At 63.1% G+C, this 25,035-nt stretch carries 21 protein-coding genes; 16 read left to right on the top strand and 5 right to left on the bottom strand.

What is annotated here, in order from left to right; genetic code table 11:
• Positions 1–103 precede the first annotated feature (103 nt).
• Genes glmU through EI983_RS06705 form a run of 3 tightly spaced genes read left to right on the top strand, consistent with a single transcriptional unit; the run spans position 104 to position 3,959 of the window.
• Positions 104–1,459: a bifunctional UDP-N-acetylglucosamine diphosphorylase/glucosamine-1-phosphate N-acetyltransferase GlmU gene (glmU, locus tag EI983_RS06715; RefSeq protein WP_157706608.1), complete on the top strand. Its 1,356-nt coding sequence runs from the start codon at positions 104–106 to the stop codon at positions 1,457–1,459.
• The gene (glmS, locus tag EI983_RS06710) at positions 1,459–3,282 is read left to right on the top strand and encodes a glutamine--fructose-6-phosphate transaminase (isomerizing) (RefSeq protein WP_157706607.1); all 1,824 of its coding nucleotides are present in this window, start codon (positions 1,459–1,461) and stop codon (positions 3,280–3,282) included. Before glmU ends, glmS begins: the two co-directional genes overlap by 1 nt.
• Positions 3,279–3,959: a DNA alkylation repair protein gene (locus tag EI983_RS06705; protein WP_157706606.1), complete on the top strand. Its 681-nt coding sequence runs from the start codon at positions 3,279–3,281 to the stop codon at positions 3,957–3,959. Before glmS ends, EI983_RS06705 begins: the two co-directional genes overlap by 4 nt.
• Here EI983_RS06705 and EI983_RS06700 read toward each other — a convergent pair.
• A complete protein-coding gene (locus EI983_RS06700; protein ID WP_246162325.1) occupies positions 3,956–4,453 on the bottom strand; it encodes a hypothetical protein in 498 nt (165 codons plus the stop codon). The two genes, EI983_RS06705 and EI983_RS06700, sit on opposite strands and share 4 nt — an antisense overlap.
• A 103-nt stretch (positions 4,454–4,556) precedes the next feature.
• Here EI983_RS06700 and moaA point away from each other — a divergent pair, with 103 nt between their 5' ends.
• Genes moaA through EI983_RS06685 form a run of 3 tightly spaced genes read left to right on the top strand, consistent with a single transcriptional unit; the run spans position 4,557 to position 7,904 of the window.
• Complete coding sequence (gene moaA, locus EI983_RS06695; RefSeq protein WP_157706604.1) at positions 4,557–5,564, top strand: GTP 3',8-cyclase MoaA; 1,008 nt, start codon at positions 4,557–4,559, stop codon at positions 5,562–5,564.
• Positions 5,564–6,853, top strand: a complete 1,290-nt coding sequence (locus EI983_RS06690; protein ID WP_157706603.1) for a 3-deoxy-D-manno-octulosonic acid transferase — start codon at positions 5,564–5,566, stop codon at positions 6,851–6,853. The genes moaA and EI983_RS06690 overlap by 1 nt, the downstream gene beginning before the upstream one ends.
• Before the next feature lie 7 nt (positions 6,854–6,860).
• The gene (locus tag EI983_RS06685) at positions 6,861–7,904 is read left to right on the top strand and encodes a glycosyltransferase family 4 protein (RefSeq protein ID WP_157709012.1); all 1,044 of its coding nucleotides are present in this window, start codon (positions 6,861–6,863) and stop codon (positions 7,902–7,904) included.
• 43 nt (positions 7,905–7,947) lie between these two features.
• On the opposite strand, the gene EI983_RS06680 is transcribed toward EI983_RS06685, so the two are convergent.
• The 3 genes from EI983_RS06680 to EI983_RS06670 form a co-directional block, all read right to left on the bottom strand.
• Positions 7,948–9,108 carry a M20 aminoacylase family protein gene (locus tag EI983_RS06680; RefSeq protein ID WP_157706602.1) on the bottom strand — a complete coding sequence of 387 codons (1,161 nt, stop codon included), beginning with the start codon at positions 9,106–9,108 and terminating at the stop codon, positions 7,948–7,950.
• A gap of 100 nt (positions 9,109–9,208) precedes the next feature.
• Positions 9,209–10,564: an NAD(P)/FAD-dependent oxidoreductase gene (locus EI983_RS06675; protein ID WP_343038634.1), complete on the bottom strand. Its 1,356-nt coding sequence runs from the start codon at positions 10,562–10,564 to the stop codon at positions 9,209–9,211.
• Positions 10,552–12,372 carry an ABC transporter ATP-binding protein gene (locus EI983_RS06670; protein ID WP_157706600.1) on the bottom strand — a complete coding sequence of 607 codons (1,821 nt, stop codon included), beginning with the start codon at positions 12,370–12,372 and terminating at the stop codon, positions 10,552–10,554. Before EI983_RS06670 ends, EI983_RS06675 begins: the two co-directional genes overlap by 13 nt.
• Before the next feature lie 277 nt (positions 12,373–12,649).
• Here EI983_RS06670 and EI983_RS06665 point away from each other — a divergent pair, with 277 nt between their 5' ends.
• The 6 genes from EI983_RS06665 (at position 12,650) to EI983_RS06640 (ending at position 18,959) form a co-directional block, all read left to right on the top strand.
• Complete coding sequence (locus tag EI983_RS06665) at positions 12,650–14,350, top strand: peptide ABC transporter substrate-binding protein (protein WP_157706599.1); 1,701 nt, start codon at positions 12,650–12,652, stop codon at positions 14,348–14,350.
• A gap of 116 nt (positions 14,351–14,466) precedes the next feature.
• Positions 14,467–15,474: an ABC transporter permease gene (locus EI983_RS06660; RefSeq protein WP_157706598.1), complete on the top strand. Its 1,008-nt coding sequence runs from the start codon at positions 14,467–14,469 to the stop codon at positions 15,472–15,474.
• Positions 15,467–16,369 (top strand): ABC transporter permease, encoded by a 903-nt coding sequence (locus EI983_RS06655; protein WP_157706597.1) that lies wholly within the window; start codon positions 15,467–15,469, stop codon positions 16,367–16,369. The genes EI983_RS06660 and EI983_RS06655 overlap by 8 nt, the downstream gene beginning before the upstream one ends.
• 309 nt (positions 16,370–16,678) lie before the next feature.
• Complete coding sequence (locus EI983_RS06650) at positions 16,679–17,722, top strand: YeeE/YedE family protein (RefSeq protein ID WP_157706596.1); 1,044 nt, start codon at positions 16,679–16,681, stop codon at positions 17,720–17,722.
• A gap of 76 nt (positions 17,723–17,798) precedes the next feature.
• Positions 17,799–18,227, top strand: a complete 429-nt coding sequence (locus tag EI983_RS06645; RefSeq protein ID WP_157706595.1) for a DUF4177 domain-containing protein — start codon at positions 17,799–17,801, stop codon at positions 18,225–18,227.
• Between the two features lie 108 nt (positions 18,228–18,335).
• Entirely contained in the window at positions 18,336–18,959 is a 624-nt protein-coding gene (locus EI983_RS06640) for a J domain-containing protein (RefSeq protein ID WP_157706594.1), read from the top strand.
• 43 nt (positions 18,960–19,002) lie between these two features.
• Here the strand turns inward: EI983_RS06640 and msrB are convergent, their stop codons facing one another.
• Complete coding sequence (gene msrB, locus EI983_RS06635) at positions 19,003–19,482, bottom strand: peptide-methionine (R)-S-oxide reductase MsrB (RefSeq protein WP_157706593.1); 480 nt, start codon at positions 19,480–19,482, stop codon at positions 19,003–19,005.
• Between the two features lie 218 nt (positions 19,483–19,700).
• On the opposite strand from msrB, the gene cobS reads away from it, so the two are divergent.
• The 4 genes from cobS (at position 19,701) to EI983_RS06615 (ending at position 25,034) form a co-directional block, all read left to right on the top strand.
• Positions 19,701–20,687: a cobaltochelatase subunit CobS gene (cobS, locus tag EI983_RS06630; protein ID WP_157706592.1), complete on the top strand. Its 987-nt coding sequence runs from the start codon at positions 19,701–19,703 to the stop codon at positions 20,685–20,687.
• A gap of 88 nt (positions 20,688–20,775) precedes the next feature.
• Complete coding sequence (cobT, locus tag EI983_RS06625) at positions 20,776–22,650, top strand: cobaltochelatase subunit CobT (RefSeq protein ID WP_157706591.1); 1,875 nt, start codon at positions 20,776–20,778, stop codon at positions 22,648–22,650.
• Between the two features lie 146 nt (positions 22,651–22,796).
• On the top strand, positions 22,797–24,599 hold the full coding sequence (locus EI983_RS06620; protein WP_157706590.1) for an aminopeptidase P family protein: 1,803 nt from the start codon (positions 22,797–22,799) through the stop codon (positions 24,597–24,599).
• 93 nt (positions 24,600–24,692) lie between these two features.
• The gene (locus EI983_RS06615; protein ID WP_157706589.1) at positions 24,693–25,034 is read left to right on the top strand and encodes a DUF427 domain-containing protein; all 342 of its coding nucleotides are present in this window, start codon (positions 24,693–24,695) and stop codon (positions 25,032–25,034) included.
• Position 25,035 lies beyond the last annotated feature (1 nt).

Raw genomic sequence — 25,035 nt, 5'->3', positions numbered from 1 at the left:
CGCATCCCTGTCACATGGCGAAACACGTTTTGACCCGCATCACTCTTGCGCCGCTGCCAAAGGCAGATAAAACGAGCGGGCGTCGAATACAAAGAGATATTGCATGAGCACAGCCCTGATCATCCTGGCCGCGGGCAAAGGCACACGGATGAAATCCGACCTGCCGAAAGTGCTGCACGAGATTGCCGGTGCGCCCATGCTGCTCCACGCGATAGAGGCTGGGGCGGTTCTGGAGCCCCAGCGCGTGGTCGTTGTGGCCGGTCATGGCGCCGACGCAGTCGAAGAGGCCGCCACGGGACATGACGACCGGATCGAGATTGCCCGGCAGACCGAGCAGCTCGGCACGGCCCATGCGGTGGCGCAGGCCGCCCCCCTGCTGGACGGGTTCGACGGGGACGCGATCGTACTCTATGGCGACACCCCGTTTATCCGGCCCGAAACGCTGACGGCCATGGCCGAGGCCCGCAAGCACCATGATATCGTCGTGCTCGGGTTCGAAGCCGCCGATCCGGGACGCTACGGGCGGCTGGTGATGGAGGGCGAAACCCTTTCGGAGATCATCGAGTTCAAAGATGCCTCAGATGAAGTTCGCGCCATAAGCTTTTGTAATTCAGGTGTTATATGCGCTGATTCCAGCACGCTCTTCGAGCTGATCGATGCTGTGACGAATGACAATGCCAGTGGGGAATACTACCTGACCGATATTGTCTCGATTGCCCGTGACAAGGGGCTGTCCGCCACCGCGATTGCCTGCGACGAGGCCGAAACCCTGGGCATAAATTCCCGCAGTGACCTTGCCCGCGCCGAAGCGGCGTTTCAGTCCCGCGCCCGTGCCGAGGCTCTGGAGAACGGCACAACCATGCCCGCCCCCGAGACCGTGTTCTTCGCCTATGACACGGTGATCGGGCGCGATACCATTGTGGAGCAGAACGTCGTCTTCGGCCCCGGCGTGACTGTCGAGACGGGCGCGCATATTCGTGCCTTCAGCCATCTTGAGGGCTGCCATGTGTCGCGCGGCTGCATCGTCGGCCCCTACGCCCGTCTGCGCCCCGGTGCCGAGCTTGCCGAAGAGGCGCGTATCGGCAACTTCGTCGAGGTCAAGAATGCGGTGCTGCATGAGGGGGCCAAGGTCAACCATCTGAGCTATATCGGCGATGCCGAGGTCGGAGAGGCGAGCAATATCGGCGCGGGCACCATCACCTGCAATTATGACGGGGTGATGAAGCACAAAACCAGCATCGGCGCGCGGGCCTTCATCGGGTCGAACACGATGCTCGTGGCGCCCGTGTCGGTCGGGGACGAGGCCATGACCGCTTCGGGTTCGGTGATCACCAAAGACGTGCCCGACGGGGCGCTTGCCATCGCTCGCGGCAGTCAGGTCAACAAACCGGGGCTTGCCCGTAAATTGTTCGAAATGTTAAAATCACAAAAGAATAAACGCGATAAAGGGGCAGGATAATGTGCGGTATTGTAGGGGTACTGGGCCATCACGAAGCCGCGCCAATTCTCGTCGAAGCGCTGAAGCGGCTTGAGTATCGCGGCTATGACAGCGCCGGGATCGCCACCGTAAATCAGGGGAGGCTCGACCGCCGCAGGGCGGTTGGAAAGCTCGTGAACCTCTCCGACCTTCTTGTGCACGAGCCGCTCGCGGGCAAGGCCGGGATCGGCCATACCCGCTGGGCCACCCACGGTGCGCCAAGCGTCGAAAATGCCCACCCGCATCAGGCCGGCGCGGTCGCCGTGGTCCATAACGGGATCATCGAGAATTTCCGCGAGCTGCGCGCCGAACTGACCGCCGCCGGGATGGGCCATTCGACCGATACGGACACCGAAACCATCGCCCTTCTGGCACAGCATTTCCTCAGCCAGGGCAGCAGTCCACGTGAGGCGGTCCTGCGCACCCTGGAGCGGCTTGAGGGCGCCTATGCGCTCTGCTTTCTGTTCGACGGGCAGGAGGACCTGCTCATCGCCGCACGCAAGGGCAGCCCTCTGGCGGTGGGCCATGGCGACGGCGAGATGTTTGTCGGCTCTGACGCCATCGCCCTGGCCCCTCTCACCGACAAGATCACCTATCTTGAGGAAGGCGACTGTGCGGTGATCACCCGCACAAGTCTGGAGATCACCGATGCAGACGGGCGCCTCGCCAACCGCGAGATGCGCCAGATCCAGATCGACAGCGGCCATGTCGACAAGGGCGGGCACAAGCATTTCATGGCCAAGGAAATCGCCGAGCAACCTTCGGTGATCGCCGATGCGCTCGGGCATTACCTGACAGATGCGGGCCGAGATATCCGCCTTCCCGAAGATGGCATTGATTTCAAAAGCTTGGATCGCATAGTTATGGTGGCTTGTGGCACGGCTTACTATGCCTGCCTGACTGCGAAATACTGGTTCGAGCAGCTTGCCGGATTGCCTGTCGAAGTCGATATCGCCTCGGAGTTCCGCTATCGCGAGCCGCCCGTGCCAGAGCGCACCGCCGCCCTCTTTGTCAGCCAGTCGGGCGAGACTGCCGATACGCTGGCCGCCCTGCGCTATTGCGAAGGCAAGGCCGCGCGGATCCTGTCGGTAGTGAATGTCCCCGAAAGCTCGATTGCCCGTGAAAGCGACCTCGCCCTGCCCATTCTTGCAGGTACCGAGATCGGTGTGGCTTCGACCAAGGCATTCACCTGCCAGCTCACCGTGCTGTTGCTGCTGGCGCTGAAGGCCGCGCATCAGAGGGGCCGCATAGATAACGATGCCCTGGCCGACAAACTGTCTCAACTGCGCGCCTTGCCGACAGCTTTGAATACGGCGCTGGAGATGAACGAGACATTCCGCCGCTCCGCGCAACGTCTTTCGGAAGCCGATAACGCGTTGTTCCTGGGGCGTGGCCTGATGTATCCGCTCGCGCTTGAGGGTGCGCTGAAACTAAAAGAAATCAGCTACATACACGCCGAAGCTTATGCTTCTGGGGAGTTGAAGCACGGCCCCATCGCGCTGATTGACAAGAAAATGCCGGTCATCGTCATGGCCCCGCGCGATGCGCTCTTTGACAAGACGGTCAGCAATATGCAGGAGGTCATGGCTCGCGGCGGCAAGGTGATCCTGATCACCGATCCTGAGGGCGCGCGCGCGGCGGATGACGGGGTCTGGCAATGTCTGATCATGCCCGAGATCGACGCCGTACTGACCCCGATCCTCTATGCCCTGCCCGCACAGATGCTGGCCTATCACACCGCTGTCGCCAAGGGGACCGATGTGGATCAGCCGCGCAACCTCGCCAAATCGGTCACGGTCGAATGACGCGGGACGAGGCGCTCGACGCGCTGCGCGCCGCGGCTGAACCGGGCCGCGCCGAAGGGATGGCCGACTATCACAAGGTCCCGCGCCCCTATCTCGGTGTGCCGAACCCGGCGATCAACGACCTGACGAAAAGCTGGCGGCAAGCACTGGGCGTCGAGGACCGTGTGGCGCTGGCCGATCAGCTTTGGCAGACCAACATCTTCGAGGCCCGCCTTGCTGCGGCAAAGCTGCTGACGCAAGCGCGAATCCGCCCGGACGACGCCGCCTGGTCCCTGATCAAAAGCTGGGTGCCCGATTTCGACAGCTGGGCGATTGCCGATCACGCGATGATGGCAGGACAAAAACGGCTTGTGGCTGTACCGGAGCGGATCGCCGAGGTGGAGGCGTGGACCAAGGAAAGCTCTCACTGGACCCGCCGGGCGGCCATGGTCATCACCTTGCCCTACACCAAGCAGAACCACCCCAAACCGCAGGAACGCGACATTCGCGAGCAGGTGCTTGGCTGGGCCGCGTCTTATGTCCGCGACCCCGAATGGTTCATCCAGAAATCCGTCGCCTGGTGGCTGCGCGACCTCAGCAAGCATGACCCGGACCGGGTGCGCGCCTTCATGGCAGAAAATGGCAGGCACATGAAGTCGTTTGCACGCAAGGAAGCAGAAAAATACCTGAAAGATTAGCCGCTTACCCGAAAGACCTGCACTTCGGGCAACTCTGTTAACGGGGCCTCGATGAGCCGCATCGCTGGCAGTGACATCCGGCTTCCAGCCGTCTTTGGCCCGTCAATCGGGATCAGGTCCACCGCCACCGATTTTCCGCTGACCGGATAGACGACACGGCCTTTGGACGGCGCGCTGACAAGCGGCGTCTTGAGCCAGAAACCGGGCTCCGTGGGGGAGCCAAGCGACGCAATGGTGCGCCCCAGATCAACCTCCCCACCTTCCGTTGCCGCCTCTGCCACCGCCTCGCTGCGTTGTTGAGCTGTCGTGGTGTCAAACTCTTCCACGGTGCGCGCAGCCACCGGCGGCGCGCTCATGCTCGTGTTCAGCGTTTCGGGCCGCGCCAGCGGGCGGATCTGCCCTTCACCCGTGATCTGGACGTCCGGCGCCGGGCTTTGCTCCAACGGTCCGGTCAGCGCACATCCCGTCAGCGCAGCAACGACAACAATACTCATAAAACCCTGTTTCATGGAGATGAACTTACGGCTCCCATCGACCCGCCGCAATTGGCAAGATCGCTCTTGCTGAAACCTGAGTAAAACACTACTCTTTCACCCCATGACAGCACCTCTTATCGACCCCTTTCAGCGCGCCATCTCGTATCTGCGCGTTTCGGTAACGGACCGTTGCGATTTTCGCTGCGTCTATTGCATGTCCGAGAACATGACCTTTCTGCCCAAGAAAGAGCTTCTGACGCTGGAAGAACTGGACCGCATGTGCACCGCCTTTGTCGATATGGGTGTGGAAAAGCTCCGTATCACCGGCGGGGAGCCTCTCGTGCGGCGCGGGATCATGACGTTTTTCAACGCGATGACCCGGCATCTGGACAGCGGCGCGCTCAAAGAGCTGACGCTGACAACGAACGGCAGCCAGATGGAGCGGTTTGCCGCCGAGCTTTATGCAGCAGGCGTGCGGCGGGTGAACATCTCTCTCGATACGCTGGATGAGAAAAAATTCGCCGATATCACCCGCTGGGGCCGCCTTCCGCAGGTGCTCAAAGGCATCGACGCGGCGCAGGAGGCGGGTCTTCGGGTCAAGATCAACGTCGTGGCGCTCAAGGGTTTCAACGAGGACGAGCTTTTTGAGATCGTCGAATGGTGCGAAAGCCGCGATATGGATCTGACCTTCATCGAGGTCATGCCGATGGGCGACATCGGCAACGAAGACCGGCTGGATCAGTATTGGAAGCTGAGCGACCTGCGCGCACGTCTGGCCGAACAGTATACGCTGACCGAACTGGCCGAACGCACCGGCGGCCCTGCCCGCTATGTGCGGCTGGAAGAGACCGGGCAGAAGATCGGGTTCATCACGCCGCTGACGCATAATTTCTGCGAAAGTTGCAACCGTGTGCGGCTGACCTGTACGGGCGAGCTTTACATGTGCCTCGGTCAGGAGGATATGGCCGATCTGCGCCCGGCCCTGCGCAATCATCCAAATGACGATGCGCCGCTTCATGCCGCCATCCGGGAGGCGATTACCCGCAAACCCAAGGGCCATGATTTCGACTATTCGCGTCAGACCGTCGATGGCCGTGTTTCGCGCCACATGAGCCATACCGGCGGCTGATGACACGCCCGAGCCCGTCTGCTCTGGTCCGCCTTTATGGCGGAGTGGCCAGCTTGGTTGCTCCTCTGGCGCTGCGTGGGGCAGTGGCAAAGCTCAAGGTACATGGCGTTGATCCCAAAAGATTTTCAGAACGCAAAGGCATCGCCACCCTGCCCCGCCCCGAGGGGGGGCTGATCTGGTTTCATGCAGCTTCGGTGGGGGAAAGCCTTTCGGTTCTGCGCCTGATCGAGCATCTCGGTGTCGTCCACCCTGAATTGCATTTCCTGATCACGTCGGGCACTGCCACCTCCGCCGAGATCCTGTCTCGCCGTTTGCCCGCGCGCACCCGGCACCAGTTTGCGCCGCTCGACAGTGCCCTCTACATGCGACGGTTTCTCGATCACTGGCAACCCGATGCCGCCGTTTTTGTCGAGAGCGAGTTCTGGCCCAACATGCTGCGCGAAACCGCGAGCCGGGCGATCCCTCTGGCGCTTTTGAATGCGCGCGTGTCGAAGCGTTCTGCCGAGAAGTGGAAAAAGGCCGCCCGGACGTCGCGCTACCTGCTCGGCCTGTTCACGATGATCCATTGCCAGGATGCCGCAACAGCCGCTTACATGGCCGAACTAGGCCGTCCGGATGCCCGTCAGGGCCAAAACCTCAAGTCAATCTCCGGCCCCCTGCCCTATGACAAAGCGGAACTCAGGCGCATGCAGCAAGTGCTCCAGGGACGCCCGCTCTGGCTTGCCAGTTCCACCCATCCGGGCGAGGACGAGATCATGCTCAGCGCCCACCAGGCGCTGCTGCCCGAGTTTCCGGGCCTCTTGCTGATCCTCGTGCCACGCCATCCCGAGCGCGCGCCGGACATCGAGGTGATGATCGCCGACCATCGGCTTCGCGGCCAACGGCGGTCGCTGGGCGCGCAGATCAATGGCGACACCCAGGTTTATCTTGCCGATACGCTGGGCGAGACCGGTCTTTGGTATGCCCTCAGCCCAATCACCTGCATTTGTGGCTCGTTCACCCCCGTCGGCGGACATAATCCATACGAGCCCGCCCACGCCGGATCGGCTCTTTTGCACGGCCCGCTTTATGCCAATTTTGCGCAGGTCTATGAGGATTTGGACGCAGCCGGTGCTGCTCGTGAGGTGCATGATGCTGCAGCACTCGAAAACGCATTGCGCGACGACCTGAACCATCCGAGCGCCCTTCAGCAGCGTCGCAACAATGCGCGCGCCTTCGTACAAGATCAGGCAGAGGCGCTGAAAACACTGGGGCAAGAGCTTTCCAATGCCCTTTCGCTCGGGCTATGACAGCCCCATGCCCGAGGTAATCGTCACCAATTTCAACCGGAACTTCACCGGCGTGTCTGCGACAGCCGCCGGTGTCGTGCGCCAGCAAGCCAGAACGCGCGATCTTGCACTTGTGGGCCACCCCTTGCCCGGCTGCCCAGATCCGATCTCTTTGGCCGAAGCACGCCGCCAGTCGCGCACACCGCCGCCTGGCCGTCCCTTCACCATCTGGCACGTCCGCCGCAATACCGAAATGCGCGCGGCCCTCTGGGCACGGGACGTGCTTCGCCTGCCCATCCGCATCGTTTTCACCTCCGCCGCGCAGCGTCGGCACTCGGCCTTCCCCCGCTGGCTTATCAGCCGGATGGATGCCGTCATCGCCACCACGGAGGCCGCCGCGACCTTCGTGCCGCATGTGCGCGCCGTGGTCCCGCACGGGGTGGATTGCGCGGCATTCACTCCGGCAGGGGACCGCGCCGCCGCGTGGGCAGGCACCGGCTATCCTGGTGCGGCGGGCATCGCCACCATCGGACGCATCCGTCCCGAGAAAGGCACCGATCGCTTCGTCAAGGCCATGCTGAACCTGTTGCCGGATCATCCTGATCTGACCGCGCTGGTGATTGGCCGCGCAGCACCTTCCGATCAGAATTTTCTCAACGATCTCAAATCACAGATCGCCGAAGCTCATCTTTCGGACCGCCTGCTCTTTCCCGGTGAAATCCCCGCGCAACGGCTCCCCGCCCTCCTGCGCGCGCTCAGCGCTGTGGTGCAACTGCCGCGCTATGAGGGCTATGGCATGGCCCCGCTCGAAGCCATGGCCAGCGGCGTGCCCTTCGTGGCCACCGATGCGGGGTATTATCGCAGCTTCACGTCCCAGGGCCGCGCAGGCCTGATCGTGCCCGAAGATGACCCTGAAGCAGCGGCCATCGCCCTGTCCGACATGCTCACCGACAAGGCGCGCCATACCCGGATGGCGCGCGATGCCCGCAGCACGGCCGAGACGCATTTCTCCATCCAGGCCGAAGCCGATGGCATCACCGCTGTCTACGACCAGCTCTGGTCAGAGAGCTGACCCCCTCTTCTTCCTGGCGAAAATACTCATTTCCCGTGGCTGATCACACAGGCATCCGCTGCTCGATGATTTCCGCCCACCAGGAACAACCCGCCGGGATCGCCTCGTCGTTGAAATTGTATTCCGGGTGATGGACCATCGCCGTGTCACCGTTGCCGACAAGGATATAGGCACCGGGCCGTTCTTCGAGCATGAAGGCGAAATCCTCTCCGCCCATGATCAGCGGCGCCTCGTCGCAAGCGCCGGCCACGCTGCGCGCCACATCCGCCGCAAACGCAGTCTGCGCATCGTGGTTTTCCATCACCGGATAGCTGCGGGTGTAGCTGAACCGCACCTCCCCGCCAAATCCCGCGCCGATCGCGTCGCACAGCGCCTGCATGCGCGTCTCGGCCAGATCGCGCATGCGGGCGCTCAGGGTGCGCACCGTGCCATGCATCTTGGCAACCTGTGGTATGACATTATAGGCGTTCGACGAGGTGCTCACCGATGTCACGGAGATCACCAGCTGCTCGACCGGGTCGGCATTGCGGCTGGCAATGGTCTGGAACGCGCTGATGAGCTGGCTGGCCATCACGATCGGGTCCACCGTCTCCTGCGGTTTGGCCGCATGCCCGCCCTTGCCGACGATCTCGATGTCAAACCAGTCGGACGCGGCAAAGAAAGGTCCCGGGCGGATCGCGAACTGCCCGACCGGCATGCCAGGCCAGTTGTGCATGCCATAAACCTCCTGGATGCCGAACCGGTCCATAAGCCCGTCTTTGCACATCTCCCGGCCCCCGCCACCGCCCTCTTCGGCGGGCTGAAAGATGATCACTGCCGTGCCGTCGAAATTGCGCGTCTCGGCCAGGTATTGCGCCGCGCCAAGCAGCATCGCGGTATGCCCGTCATGTCCGCAGGCATGCATTTTGCCCGGTGTTTTCGAGGCATAGGCCAGCCCCGTCGCCTCTTCGATCGGCAGCGCATCCATATCCGCGCGCAGCCCGACCACCTTGCCTGACCGATCCGAGCGTCCCTTGATCACGCCGACAACGCCGGTGCGGCCAATACCGGTAATCACTTCGTCACAGCCAAAGGCGCGTAGCTTTTCCTCAACCAGCGCGCTTGTGCGATGCGTATCGAACAGCAGCTCGGGGTGCTCATGCATATCGCGCCGCCAGGCGGTGATGTCGTCGTGCAGTTCGGCAAATCGGTTCTTTACGGGCATTGTTTTCTCCTGCGCAGTCGAGCGCGGCCATTTTCTTGTAAAGAAAATGTAGCGGAAACTTTCAAAGTTTCCGATCCAGAATTTTTCAAATTCTGACCGCTCACATCCCCGGTCCTATCACAAGTTTCGAGCCGTCCGTGAACCGCCCGAACCGGAAACGCTCCATATCATGTCCGGCTTCGCCACCGCTCATCAGGTCCGCCAATATGCGCCCGAAGGCCGGGCCGATGCCAAACCCATGCCCCGACATGCCGGTGCCGATCCACAGCCCCGGCACATCCGGCACCTCATCCACAATCGGCACCACATCGGGCATGACGTCGATCATCCCGGCCCAGGCCGCCTGCATCCTGACTGCGCCAAGCTGCGGAAACAGCACCTGAAAATCGGCAAGCAGCTTGCGCAGGGTCTTGGCATGCGGCGCCGGGTTGAGGATGCGCATCCGCTCAAAGGGCGACGCGTCCTCCATCGACCAGCGGCGCGATTGCGTCCATCCATCCGGAAACCCGGCAGGTGCCGCAGGCCAATAGCTGCGGCCAATGGGATCGCGCAGGAATGCACGCAGGAACGGTCTCGTGGCGCGCAGTGCGTCGGGGCCAAGGTAGAACTCGTGGAAGCCTTCAGGCGCAAGCGTATAGCCGCCATCCTTGCGACGCCGGAACGCCAGAATATCATCCGCCGCGCCCCCGCCATACACATCTGCCACCGGCTCGGTTGCAAGAACCGTATTCTTGACCGACAGCTGCGGGATCTTGACGCCATGCCGACGCAGCAACAGCGAAGACCACGCGCCCCCCGCGACAAGAACCTGATCCGCGGCCACCCGGCCCGCTTCGCTTATGACACCGGCGATCTGTCCGGCGGCGATATCAAGCCCGCGCACCGCGCAATTCTCGCGGATCAGCGCGCCCGCGCGCACCGCTGCCCGGGCCAGCCCCGGCACCGCGATCCACGGCTCGGCGCGATAATCCGACGGGGTGTGCAACGCCCCTGCATATCGGCGCGTGGCGGTGGGCATCATCGCGGCAACCTCTGCGCCGCTCAGCATCCGGCTATCCACCCCGTTCATCCTGGCCAGCGGGATGAACTCCTCATACTCGGCCAGTTTCGACTGGCTCGCGGCAAGATAGGTCAGGCCTGATTGCTCCAGCCCCAGATCCTCATTGGTTTCGCGCTGCAATTGCGGCCAGAGCCGGTTGGCCTCGACCATCACCGGAAGCTCGGCCGCATCCCGCCCGGTCTGACGGACCCAGCCCCAGTTGCGGCTCGATTGCTCGCCCGCGATCCGGCCCTTCTCCAGAAGCACGACACGCCGCCCTTTGCGCGCCAGGAAATAGGCCGTCATCACCCCGATCACACCGCCGCCCACGATCACGACATCGGCGCGCTCGGGCAGCGCCGCCGCGTGTTCGACCGGGTTGCTCTCGACAATTGGAAATCCGCTCAATATCCGCACTCGCTTGTTAGAACCACATGGCCCGGGCTGACCTCTTCATAGACGCTGGGCTCAGGCTCATATCCCACCGGGTGGATAGGGGACGGGATCGGTCTGAAGTTCAAGTCCCTTTCGACCCTTCGCCGCGATGGATCGGCCACCGGCACAGCCTGCAGCAACGCCTTCGTGTAGGGGTGGCGCGGGTCCTCGAAAACGGCCATGCGGGGCCCGCGTTCGACAATGCGGCCCAGATACATCACCGCCACATCATGGCTCACGCGTTCCACCACCGCCATGTCATGCGAAATGAAGAGATAGCTCAGGCCCAGCTCCGCCTGAAGCTCCATCATCAGGTTCAGCACCTGCGCCTGCACGCTCACATCCAGGGCGCTCACCGCCTCATCCGCCACGATCAGCTTGGGCTTGAGCGCCAGCGCACGGGCGATTGCCACCCGCTGGCGCTGGCCACCGCTCAACTCATGCGGATAGCGGTTGAGATAGCTGCGCGGCAGCTCGACCCGGTCAAACAGCGTCGCCACCCAGTCGGCGATCTCGTCCTTTGGCAGCAGGGGGTAATTGTGCAGCGGCTCAGCCACCTGCGCGCCAAGCGTTCGCTGCGGGTTGAGGCTGCCGAACGGATCCTGAAAGATCATCTGCATCTCGATCCGCGCCCGGCGCAACGCCTCATCCCCGAGCGAAAGGATATCGGTGCCATCAAGCTCCACCTTGCCCGCCATCGGCTCCATCAGCCGCAGAACGGACCGGCCCGCAGTTGATTTGCCGCAGCCGCTTTCGCCGACCAGGGCCAGCGTGCGCCCCGCATTGAGGGTAAAGGACACGTCCTCCACCGCATGGACATAGGCGGTTGTGCGCCGGAAAAGGCCGGTTTTCACCGGGAAACGCGTCGTTAGCCCGTGGACCGTCAAGAACGGCCGGTCGCTACCCCTGATCGGCTCTGAATGGGTCGGGCCCTGCCCCGGCAGGCGCATCAGCTCGGGATAGGGTTTACCGCGCATGTCACCCAGCTTTGGCACCGCCGCCAGAAGGGCCTTGGTATAGTCGTGCTGCGGGGTGGCGAAAATCTGCGTCACCTCCCCCTCTTCCACCTTTCGGCCGTTCAGCATGACGACGACCCGGTCCGCCATCTGCGCCACCACGGCCATGTCATGGGTGATGAAGATGACCGCCATGCCGGTCTCTTGCTTGAGACGGTCAATCAGCGCCAGGATTTCCGCCTGAATGGTCACATCCAGCGCCGTCGTCGGCTCATCGGCAATCAGCAGGCGCGGACGGCAGGCCATGGCCATGGCGATCATCACCCGCTGCCGCATCCCGCCCGACAGCTCATGCGGATATTGCCCGAGCCGCCGCTCCGGTTCAGGGATGCGCACCTCTTGCAAAAGCTCGACCGCGCGCGCCCGGGCGGCGTGCCTGCCCAGCCGTTCATGCAGGCGCAGCCCCTCGGTCAGTTGCCGACCGATGGTAAAGACCGGGTTGAGCGCGGTCATCGGCTCCTGAAAGATCATCCCGATCTCGCCACCGCGGATCGATCGCATCTGCGCCTGATCGCTGCGGACCAGGTCCACCTGCCCGCCCGCTTCGCGTTCAAACAGCAGCCGCCCCTGGGTGATATCACCGCCCGCGAACTCCACCAGGCGCATCAGCGCCAGCGATGTCACCGATTTGCCGGATCCCGATTCGCCCACGATGCACAATGTCTCGCCAGGGTTGACTTCGAAGGTCACGTCCTCAACCCCGTGCACGGGTCCTCCGCGCGTGGCGAACTGCACGCCGAGCTTTTCGACACGGGCGATGGGGCTGTCCAACATCAAAAATCCTGAAGCCGTTCCGTCAAAAGGCTAGCGATATCAGTGCGCAAGTGTCAAACGCTCTGTCCGCGCACCTCTGATGGCAGACGGTCCCGACCGGGACAGCAATCCCACCCTTGATTTTCAGCCGCTCAGGGGCTGTAATTTTGGCGTATTGCAGTCCGGCGCCGCCAAATCCACTCATTGTTTCGTACCCGTCAGCGCCGACCCATTGACGGCTGTTGCCGTTCGCACGCCGAATAACGGGCCACCGGGAGGGCCTGAAGGGAGACAGATAATGAGAGTACCCCACGGGCTTCTTGGGATTTGCCTGGGCTTGGCGCTCGCTCCGGCAGCACAGGCCGAGCGCGGCGCGGACGGGCAGGTGAACATTCTCTACTGGCAGGCCCCGTCGATCATGAACCCCTATCTCTCGGGCGGGACCAAGGATATCGAGGCGGCCAGCCTCGTGCTGGAACCGCTGGCCCGCTATGACGAAACCGGGGCAATGGTGCCCTGGCTGGTGGACAGCCTGCCCACAGTTGAAAACGGCGGCGTGGCGGCGGATCTCACCTCGATCACCTGGCACCTCTCCGAGGGGCTGAACTGGTCCGATGGCAGCCCGGTCACCTCGGTCGATGTCAAATTCACCTGGGAATACTGCACCTCCGAAGGTGGCGGGTGCGCCCGACTGGAAAGTTTCAACGGCATCACTGCGATCGACACCCCGGATGCCCGCACCGTGGTGATCAATTTCGATGCGCCAAAGCCCTTCCCCTATACCGCCTTTGTCGGGGCAACCACGCCGATCCTGCAGGCCGCGCAATTCGCCGACTGCCTCGGTCCCAAGGCCCCGGAATGCACCGAGGCCAATTTCATGCCCATCGGCACCGGGCCTTTCACTGTCACCGATTTCCGGCCCAATGACGTCGTTCAGTATGCCGCCAACCCGAATTACCGCGAGGCTGACAAGCCCGCCTTTTCCACCGTGGTGCTGAAAGGCGGCGGCGAGGCGGCGGCGGCGGGGCGCGCGGTGCTGGAGACAGGCGAATTTGATTATGCCTGGAACCTGCAGCTTGCCCCCGATGTGCTGGCCGGCATGCAGGCGGCAGGCAAGGGGCAGCTCGTCTCGGCCTTCGGCACGCTGGTCGAGCGGATCATGATCAACCTTTCCGACCCCTCCGCCGATCTGGGCGCGGCGCGCTCAACCCGTGCGCACCCGCACCCGATCCTGTCGGACAAACGCGTGCGGCAGGCGCTGAGCATGGCGATTGACCGCGAAATTCTGGTCGAGATCGGCTATGGCGATGCCGGGCGCGTCACCTGCAACATCCTGCCTGCCCCCGAGATCTATGCCTCCACCGCCAACGACGCCTGCAAGCAGCAGGATATCGCCGGGGCCAATGCCCTTCTGGACGAGGCCGGTTGGATCAGGGGGGGCGACGGCATCCGCGTGAAGGACGGCAAGCGTCTGCGTCTGCTCTATCAGACCTCGACCAACGCGGTGCGCCAGGACTTCCAGGCGCTGATCAAGCAATGGTGGAGCGAGATCGGCGTGGAAACAGAGCTGCGCAACATAAATGCCAGCGTCTTTTTCGGTGGCGACCCCGGCAGCCCCGACACATTCCAGAAGTTCTTTGCCGATGTGCAGATGTATGCTCAGAATTTCGACGGAACCGATCCCGAGGCCTATATGGCCGGCTGGCTTTGCGCACAGATCCCAACGCCTGAAAACCAATGGCAGGGCAACAACATGCCACGCTATTGCAGCGACGCCTATGACGCCCTGGTGGCCGAGATGCAGGGCACGGGCGAGCTTGAGGCCCGGGCCGCGCTGGCGAAGAAGATGAACGACATGCTGATGCAGGACTTCGTGATGCTGCCCCTGGTGGATCGCGGCCGCGTCTCGGCGCATGCCAATTCGCTGGGCGGTATCCGGCTCAATGTGTGGGACAGCGAGCTGTGGAATATCGCCGACTGGCACCGTGTGGCGGACTGACGCGCTGCGGTCCCGGACTTGACCCAAATCGCCGACCGGCCGATGCTGAAGGTCCCGGGTCAGGCCCGGGGCGGGTTGCTCCATGACCTTGCCCGACCAGCATAGGCACGAACTGAATGCTCACCTACACCATCCGGCGTCTGCTTCTGTCCGTCCCGACACTGCTTTTCATCGCCCTGGTGATCTTTCTGCTGCTGGAGCTTGCCCCCGGCGACCCCATGGCGCAGGTGCCCCTGACCATCCCGCCCGAGGTCAGGGCCCAGATGCGCGAGGCGCTTGGCCTGGGCGAGCCCACCCATATCCGTTTCGGCAAATGGATGTGGCAGTTCTTTGCGGTGGAACCCATGGTCTGGCTGGACAATGCGCTCGGCACCGATCTTGCCGCCGACAAACAACGGGTGATCAGCTGGCAGACCCGCTCTCCGGTGATGGACATCGTGCTGCAACGCCTACCACAGACGATGTGGGTTGTGGGGATGGCCTATGTGGTGGGTATCCTCATCGCGCTGCCCATCGGCATCTATTCCGCCTACCGGCAATACTCTCTCTTCGATCAGGTCGGCACCTTTGTCACCATGGTCGGCTATTCCGTGCCGCCGTTCTTCTCCGGCGTGCTGGTGATCGTGATTTTCTCGGTGCAACTGGGCTGGTTGCCATCGATCTATGACACCACCCATGTCGTCGTCGACTGGGAGAGCTTCAAGACCCAGCTCAGGCAGATGGTCCTACCCGTTATGGTGCTCGCCCTGCAGACGACCGCCCAGATCAGCCGGTTCATGCGTGCCGCGATGCTCGACAATCTGGGCCAGGATTATGTGCGCACCGCCCGTGCCAAGGGGCTGAGGGAACGCACCGTCGTGCTTGTCCATGTGCTTCGCAACTCGATGATCCCGGTGGTGACGGTCATCGCGCTTGGTCTGCCCGCCGTCTTTGGCGGGGCCATCATTACCGAGCAGATCTTCAAGGTGAACGGGCTTGGCCAGCTTCTGATCACCGCCATTCAGGCCAATGATCTGCCGATGGTGCAAACGGTGACCTTCATGCTGGCGATGCTGATCGTGCTCGCCAATATCGCGGCGGACCTGATCTATGGCTGGCTCGACCCGAGGATCCGCTATGACTGAGCGCGCGCATCTCCCGCCTCCGCGCAGCCAGTGGCACGATGTCTGGCAGCAGTTCCGGCAGCATCGCGGGGCCGTGTTGGGGGGGGCGGTGTTTCTGTTCATTGTCGCCACGGTGTTTCTTGGCCCGCTGATCTGGCGGATCGATCCTGCGCTGATCGACATTCGCGCCCGCAATCAGGGGCCGTCACTGGCACATCCTTTCGGCACCGATCAGCTTGGCCGCGATACGCTGGCGCGTATGCTGGCAGGCGGTCAGACCTCAATCGCCGTGGGTCTCACCGCGATGCTGCTGGCCCTCGGGCTTGGCAGTCTCATCGGTGTGCTGGCCGGTTTTTTCCGCCGCCTCGACGCGCCCCTCATGCGCCTCACCGACCTCTTTCTGTCCCTGCCGCTTCTGCCGCTGCTGCTTGTCATGGTGATGCTGTTCCGCGAAGCGCTGAGCACGGCTTTCGGGCCGGAAACAGGTATCTTCCTGCTTATCGTGGTGGCCATCGGCGTGACCAGCTGGATGCCCACTGCGCGGATCGTCCGCTCTGACGTGCTGGCGCTGAAGGAACGGGAGTTTGTCCTCGCCGCGCGCTCTCTGGGTACCACCAACGCAAAGATGATCACCCGTCACATCCTCCCCAATGTCCTTTCACCGATCATGGTCTCGGCCACGCTGGGCATCGCCAACGCCATCATTACCGAAAGCGCGCTCAGCTTTCTCGGGCTTGGTTTCCCGCCCGACTTTCCCACCTGGGGCCGGCTTCTGAACGATGCCACGGTCTATCTTCAGGACTATCCCGAGCGTGTCATCTGGCCGGGTATCGCGATTTCGCTTACCGTGCTTGCTGTCAACTATCTCGGCGATGGCCTGCGCGATGCGCTGGACCCGCGGCTGCGCGGACGTTGAGCGGCCATCTTCCGCGGTTTCTGTCGTGAACGGTCCCCGCCGCCTGATGCCCCCTCACATCTCCCGTCTCATCGAAAGCGGAGCGGCTTCTTCGGGAAAGACCCGATCAAAAAAGAACTGACTTCAGGTCAACCCATCAAGCCGGGTGCGTTTGTCGCCCCTGCCGTTGCGAATGCGAACAACCACCCTCCCCAGCCCGCCAAATCGGAATATTGTTCCACAACCCTATACATATTCAGGTTCAGGCATGCTTGAAACGACGATCCTTTCAGGTCATTTGGAACAAAAATCCCCTGCCGGAGTCGCACCATGTTTGAAACACTCGGATTTGAAAACCTCACCGCCCCGCAGGCGGCCGTGTTTTTCGGCCTCGGTCTGGGGGTGCTCTTTGGTGGTCTGGCACAGATCACCCGCTTCTGCCTGCGCCGCGCCGTGGTTGGCGAAGACCGCCGCGCGGCCGCAGGTGTCTGGCTGACGGCACTGGCGACGGCGATCCTCGGCACGCAGGCGGCCGTGGCCGTTGGCTGGATCAGCTTCGGCGATCACCGGTTCATGGCCAGCGACCTGCCGGTTCTGGCAATTGTCATCGGCGGGGTTCTGTTTGGCGCGGGGATGGTTCTCACCCGGGGCTGCGTTTCGCGTCTGACCGTGCTGACCGGCTCGGGCAACCTGCGCGCGCTGACTGTTCTGCTGGTTTTTGCCGTGGTGGTACACGCAACCCTCAAGGGCGTGTTGGCCCCGCTGCGTACCTCGCTCGGCGCCACGACCCTGACGCTCGACAGCGCCGCGCTGCCCGGTCACCCGCTGATCTGGGCCGGGCTGCTGGCCGTGGCGGCACTGGCCTTTGCGCTGCGGTCGGGCAACCGCGCCGGTCTGCTCGCACTTGCTGCGCTCCTGGGCGCGCTGGTGCCGCTGGGTTGGGTCGGCACGGGCTTTGTCCTTTATGACGATTTCGATCCCATCGCGATGGAATCGCTGTCCTTCACCCTGCCCTTCTCAGAGGCTCTGTTCTACACCGTCGCCTCCACCTCGATCAGCGCCAGCTTCGGCACGGGCCTCGTTGGCGGTGTGCTGGCGGGCGCGCTTGTGGCGGCGCTGCTGCGTGGACAATTCGCCTGGACCAGCTTCGACAGCCCCCGCCAGACCGGTCGCTACATGGCAGGTGCCGCACTGATGGGTGTGGGCGGGCCTTTGGCCGGGGGGTGCACCGTCGGCGCGGGGCTGGCGGGTGTGCCCACACTTTCCATTGCCGCGCTGCTGGCCCTTGGCGCCATCGTTGCGGGCGCGCTTGTGGCCCAGCGTCTGCTTGACAGCGGCAGGATCCCGACGGCCAACGCGGTGCCGGCGGAGTAAGTCAGACCCGCACAACCCTTGCACCTGAGGGCTGCTGCGCTAGAGTGCGGCGCGCAGAGGTGATGGGACAAGTGGCATGACGCGGTATGAATACAAGGTAATCCCGGCCCCCAACAAGGGCCTCAAAGCCCCGGGCATCAAAGGCCCGGAGGCGCGTTTTGCACACGGGCTCGAAACGGCGATGAACGCGCTGGCCGCAGAGGGCTGGGAATATCAGCGCTCCGATATCCTGCCCAGCGAAGAACGCCAGGGGCTCACATCGACCCATACCGTCTATCGCTCGGTTCTGGTGTTTCGCCGCGCGCTGGAGGAAGAGCCGCCTGTTGTGGCGGAGGCAGAGCCGGAGGCGGACACGGCACCGGGCGCGCCCGATCCCGCCCCGGAGACGGAGCCGAACCCTGCGCCAGAGCCTGAGCCCGCTGAGGACCGCCAGTCACAGACCGCCGACCCGGACGCAGAGACGCCGGAGCACGCCGAGGCCGACGACAGCCCCCGCCCGGTCTGAGACCTGCCCCCCACATCGCCAATTTATCCCCATTTTTTTCGCCCGACCCTCTTCTCATCGCTGCACAATTGCCTAAACTCACGTCTCCGAGTCACTCAGGGGTGCCCCATGTCCAAGCCCGATCCCTTCGGTTTCGATATGTCCGTCTCGTCGGCCAAGAAGAAAAAGCCGCGCGGCCGTCGTGGCATGTCAGGCGAATCGGAGACCTCGACCCGGGTCTGCGAACACGAGGGCTGTGAAGAGCCGGGCAAGTTCCGCGCGCCCAAAGCACCCGATGTGCTGGATGACTATTTCTGGTTCTGCAAGGACCATGTGCGCGAATATAACCTCAAGTGGAATTTCTTCGACGGCACGACCGAAGCCGAGATGAACGCGCAGATGTCAAAGGACAAGGTCTGGGAGCGCGAGACCCGCAGCTTTTCAGACCCCGAGGCGCGCGCCTGGGCCCGGCTTGGCATCGAGGACCCGCATCAGGTTCTGGGCGGCAATGCCACGCAGAACCCCGGCAAGGCCCGCGGCGGCCAGCGCAAGCTGCCCCCGACGGAACGCCGCGCCATCGAAATTCTCGAAGCCGAGGACACCTGGACCAAGGCCGAGATCCGCAAGGCTTATAAATCGCTGATCAAGGTGCTGCACCCCGACATCAATGGCGGTGACAGGTCACAGGAAGAGCAGCTGCAACAGGTGGTCTGGGCCTGGGATCAGATCAAGCAGAGCAAGAGCTTTAAATAGCCGTAGGGTGCGTGATTTCACGCACCCCTGCCGCCCCCACGCCTCACGCCGGTTTAAAAACCAGGCTCACCCCGTTCAGGCAGTGCCGCTTGCCCGTTGGCTGCGGCCCATCGTTGAAGATATGCCCCAGATGGCTGCCGCAGCGGGCGCAATGGCATTCGGTGCGCGGGTAGACCAGCTTGTAGTCGGTCTTGGTGCCGATCGCCCCCGGCAGAGATTGCCAGAAGCTGGGCCAGCCGGTGCCGCTGTCATATTTATGCTTCGACGAATAGAGCGCCTTGTCACAGCCCCGGCAATGATAGACGCCCGCATCGTAAAGCTTGTCGAGCGGCGAACTGAAGGCGCGCTCCGTGCCTTCCTCGCGCATCACCCGGTATTCCAAATCACTCAGCATGGCGCGCCATTCGGTCTCGCTCCGGGTGATCTCGAAACGCCCGCCGGCCGCCGACACCGTACCGGTACGGGCAAGCGTCACCGCCGCGCCTGCGCCAAGTATACTCAGGATGAAATACCGCCGCTCCATGAGGGCCTCCCTTGCCAAACCTTCTGAAAGAAAGATGGGGGAGGCGCGGTGCAGGGGCAATTAAACCTCCCGCACCTTTGCGTGAAAAAAGTTACAACTCTGCCGCCCGCGCACCGTTTCCGACAGCCCTTTTCATTTCTTCCCCTTCCCCTTGCCCTTTGCCGCGATATGTTGCACCACGTCCCGCAACCACACTGCGCGAATGAAGGAAGCTGACGATGGCCGACGGAACCATTGATATGAACGCCAAACCGACCGAAGAGATCTCGGTCCGCGAAGTGTTTGGAATTGATACCGACATGGCGGTCAAAGGCTTTGCGGAACGTACCGAACGCGTGCCGGAGTTCGATAGCACCTACAAGTTCGATCCCGATACCACTTTGGCGATTCTCGCAGGCTTCTCCCATAACCGCCGGGTGATGATCCAGGGCTATCACGGCACCGGCAAATCCACCCATATCGAGCAGGTCGCCGCCCGGCTCAACTGGCCTTGTGTGCGCGTCAACCTCGACAGCCATATCAGCCGGATCGACCTCATCGGCAAGGACGCGATCAAGCTGCGCGACGGCAAGCAGGTGACCGAGTTTCATGAGGGCATCCTGCCCTGGGCCCTGCGCAACCCGACCGCGATCGTGTTTGACGAATATGACGCCGGCCGCGCCGACGTTATGTTCGTGATCCAGCGGGTTCTGGAAGCCGACGGCAAGCTCACGCTGCTCGATCAGAACGAGGTGATCACGCCCAACCCCTGTTTCCGCCTCTTTGCCACGGCCAACACCGTGGGTCTGGGCGACACGACGGGGCTCTATCACGGCACGCAACAGATCAACCAGGGCCAGATGGACCGCTGGTCGCTTGTGGCCACGCTGAACTATCTCAGCCACGACGCCGAAACCGCCATCGTGCTGGCCAAGAACCCGGTCTACAATACCGAGAAAGGGCGCAAGATCATCAGCCAGATGGTGACCGTCGCCGACCTGAGCCGGACCGCCTTCATGAATGGCGAGCTGTCGACGGTGATGAGCCCCCGCACCGTGATCGCCTGGGCGCAAAACGCCACGATTTTCCGCGATGTGGGCTATGCCTTCCGGCTGACCTTCCTCAACAAATGCGACGAACTGGAACGGCAGACCGTGGCCGAGTTCTACCAGCGCTGCTTTGACGAGGAACTGCCGGAAAGCGCGGCGAGCTTGAGCCTGGGGTGAGGGGAGTGCCGCTCTTCGGGCCCTTACGTGCCCGCCTCGCGAGGCCGCCCATCAGGGCGGATGAGCGGCCCCAAATGGGAGAAACGCCATGAGCAAACCCTCCGACAACCCTGCTGATCCGTTCAAGAAGGCCCTGGCCGAGGCCACCAAGGTCATGGCCGATGATCCGGACCTGACCATCACCTATTCGGTGGACCCCGCAGGCGTGACCGGCGACGCGATGCGCCTGCCGCAGATCAGCCGCCGGATGACCCGCGACGAGGTGCTTCTGGCGCGCGGCACGGCAGATGCGCTCGCGCTGCGTCACAAGTATCACGACGACGCCACGCACACAAAATACAACCCGTCTGGCGAGATGGCCCGCGATCTTTACGAGGCCATGGAGATTGCCCGCTGCGAGGCGATGGGCGCGCGCGACATGCCCGGCACCGCCTCCAATATCGACGTCAAGATCGCCAACGAGGCGCAGCGGCTGGGCTACGGCGATATCAAGGACGCGTCTGAGGCCCCCCTGCCCGTCGCCGCGGGCTATCTCATCCGTCATCTCGCCACCGGCCGTCCCCTGCCCGAGGGCGCCGAGAATGTCATGAACCTCTGGCAGGGCTTCATCGAGGAACAGGCCGGCGGCACGCTGGAGGATCTGCAGGAGAAGCTGTCGGATCAGGCAGCCTTTGCCAAATTCGCGCGGCAGATCATCGAGGATCTCGGCTATGGCGATCAGCTCGGCGATGACCCCGATGCGATGGACGAAGATGAAAATGACGAGGGCGAGGACAGCACCGAGGAACAGGAGCCCGAAAGTACCGGTCAGGACGACAGCGACGACAGCGAGGCCGATGCCGACCCCGAGCAAAGCCAGGAAGACCAGCAGGACGCCGCACAGGCCCAGGTCAGCACCGATGACATGGCCGACCAGGACGCGGGCGAAGAACAGGAGCTGCCCGAGGGCGAGGCCCCGATGGAGCCCCCCGCACCGCAGCCCATTTCTGAGGCAGATCCGGACTATACTGTCTACACCACTGAATTCGATGAGGAAATCCACGCCGAAGATCTGGCCGAGCCGGTCGAGCTTGAACGGCTGCGGGCCTATCTCGATCAGCAGCTTGAGCCGCTGAAAGGCGCGGTTAGCCGCCTCGCCAACAAGCTGCAGCGCCGCCTGCAGGCCCAGCAGAACCGCTCATGGGAGTTTGACCGCGAGGAAGGCATGCTCGACGCAGGCCGCCTCGCCCGGGTGGTCGCCAATCCGACGACCCCGCTCAGCTTCAAGGTCGAGAAAGACACCGAGTTCCGCGATACGGTGGTCACGCTTCTCTTGGACAATTCCGGCTCGATGCGTGGGCGGCCCATCTCGATTGCCGCGATCTGCGCCGATGTGCTGGCGCGCACGCTGGAACGCTGCTCGGTCAAGGTCGAAATCCTGGGTTTCACCACCCGCGCCTGGAAAGGCGGGCAGAACCGCGAGGCCTGGCTCAACCAGGGTCGCCCGCAGCTGCCGGGGCGGCTGAACGATCTGCGTCATATCATCTACAAATCCGCCGATGCACCGATGCGGCGCACACGGCAGAATCTCGGCCTGATGATGAAGGAAGGTCTGCTTAAGGAGAACATCGACGGCGAGGCGCTGGAATGGGCGCATCGGCGTACGGTGATGCGCCGCGAGGCCCGCAAGATCCTGATGGTGATCTCGGACGGAGCGCCCGTGGATGATTCAACTTTATCCGTTAACCCCGCGAATTACCTCGAGAAACATCTTCGAGACGTGATCGCGATGGTGGAGAAGCGCCGCCAGGTCGAGCTTCTGGCCATCGGCATCGGCCATGACGTGACGCGCTATTACGAGCGCGCGGTCACGATTACGGATGTGGATCAGTTGGCCGGTGCCATGACCGAGCAACTGGCCGCCCTTTTCGATTCGGACCCCCGCGCCCGGGCAAGGGTGATGGGCATTCGCAAAGCCAGCTGACCGACCGTCAGATTTTTCGTACGAAAAATCTCGGCCCAAGAAAATTCGTACGAATTTTCTCAGGCTGTCCGCACCATGATTTACCTGTTGCTTTCCGTGGCCTGAGCCGCTTTGCTCCCCGTGGTGCATTACCATGTTGAGGGTCCATGTTTCAGAGCTTTGCCGATACCGCTTCCCCTGATCAGGGGCCTCCGCGCCTCGCCCGTCTGCGCGAGGTGCTCGCCCAGTCCGGCCTTGCCGGCTACCTGATCCCCAGGGCCGATGCGCATCAGGGTGAATATGTCGCCCCGCGCGATGACCGGCTGGCCTGGCTTACCGGGTTCACCGGCTCTGCGGGTTTTTGCATCGCTCTGATGGGGCGCGCGGGCGTCTTTGTCGATGGGCGTTACCGAGTGCAGGTGAAGGTGCAGGTTGATACCGCCGCCTTCACGCCCGTGGACTGGCCCGAGACCAAACCTGCGGATTGGCTGCGCGAGGCGCTGCCGAACGGCGGGGTGATCGGGTTCGACCCCTGGCTTTATTCGCCCGAGCAGATCGAGGCGATCGAGACCGGGCTCAAGGGCAGCGGTGTCTCGCTCCAGCCCACCGACAATCCAATCGACAGTATCTGGCCCGACCAACCGGCCCCGCCGCAAGGCAAAATCACTCCCTACCCCTCGGAGCTGGCTGGGAAAACCCACCAGGAAAAGCGGGAGGCACTGGCCCGGACCCTGCGTGACGCGGGCCAGGAATGTGCCGTCATCACCTTGCCCGATTCCATCGCCTGGCTTCTGAATATCCGCGGCGCAGATATCCCCCGCAACCCGCTGCCGCATGGGTTCGCCATTCTGCATGACACCGGGCAGCTCACCCTGTTTGTGGATCCGGCCAAACTTGACGATACCGTGCGCGCGCATCTCGGCGCGCAGATCACGCTGCGCCCACCCAATGCCTTCGGGCCAGCCCTGCACAGCCTGACCGGTCCCGTGCGGCTCGACAAGGCGACAGTGCCGATCTGGGTGCGCCAGCAGCTTGACGAAGCGGGTGTGCCCCATGTCTGGGGTCAGGACCCGTGTATCCTGCCCAAAGCCCGCAAGACCGGGGCCGAGATCGCCGCCACACGGCGTGCGCATCTGCGTGACGGGGCCGCACTTTGTGAGTTTCTCACCTGGTTTGACGCGCAGCCACCCGGCACCATCACCGAGATCGACGTGGTGCGCCATCTCGAAGAGTGCCGCGCCGCCACCGGAGAACTGCTCGATATCAGCTTTGACACGATCGCCGGTTCTGGCCCGCACGGGGCGCTTGCCCATTACCGCGTCACCACCAGTTCTAACCGCACCTTGCAGGCGGGCGAGCTTCTGGTGCTCGATGGCGGCGGGCAGTATATCGACGGAACGACCGACATTACCCGCACCCTGCCCATTGGCGAGATCGGCGAGGACGAACGCGCCGCCTTTACCCGTGTGTTGCAGGGGATGATCGCCATGTCCCGTGTGCGCTGGCCCGCGGGACTGGCAGGCCGCGACCTCGACGTGCTGGCCCGTTACCCGCTCTGGCTGGCCGATCAGGACTATAACCACGGCACCGGCCACGGCGTCGGTGTGCATCTGTGCGTCCATGAAGGTCCGCAACGGCTCAGCCGCATCTCCGACGTGCCGCTGGAGCCCGGGATGATCCTGTCCAACGAACCGGGCTATTATCGCGAAGGCGCCTTCGGCATCCGTATCGAGAACCTCGTCGTCGTGCAGGAGGCCGCCCCCCTGCCTCAGGGCGACCAGACCGGCAAGCTTTGTTTCGAAACGATCAGCTTTGTGCCGATTGACCGCCGCCTGATCATCGCCGAGAGGCTGAGCGAAGAGGAGCGCGCCTGGCTCAATGACTATCACGCCGAGTGCCGGACAAGGATCGCCCCGCAACTGAGCGACGTCGCGCGCACCTGGCTGGAGACCGCCACCGCGCCGCTGTGACATTGCGCCGGGTTACGACAGAGGCACAACATGTCATAACGGGGGCCACCCCTGCACAGAACCGGGGGCGCAATTACCAACGGGAGGAATGGGATGACCACGATCACGATACGAAAAGCGGGCGGCACCTGGGTGGTGCGCGCAGGCGGCGCTGTGCTTGCCGAAAGCAAGAATGCGCTGGAACTGAGTGAGCCGGGCTATGACGATGTGATCTATTTCCCGCGCGACGACATCGCCATGGCCTTTCTCGACGACAGCCCCCACAGCACCCATTGCCCGCACAAGGGCGATGCCAGCTATTTTTCGATCGTCACCAAAAGCCAGACATTGAAAAATGCCGGCTGGAGCTATGAAAACCCAAAAGATGCGGTCGCCCGGATCAAGGATCATATCGCCTTCACCCAGGGCGAATACCTGACCGTGGAGCGGCTCTGAG

It is taken from the genome of Roseovarius faecimaris, assembly GCF_009762325.1.
GTDB lineage: Bacteria > Pseudomonadota > Alphaproteobacteria > Rhodobacterales > Rhodobacteraceae > Roseovarius > Roseovarius faecimaris.
This window is presented reverse-complemented; position numbering and strand designations above follow the sequence as displayed.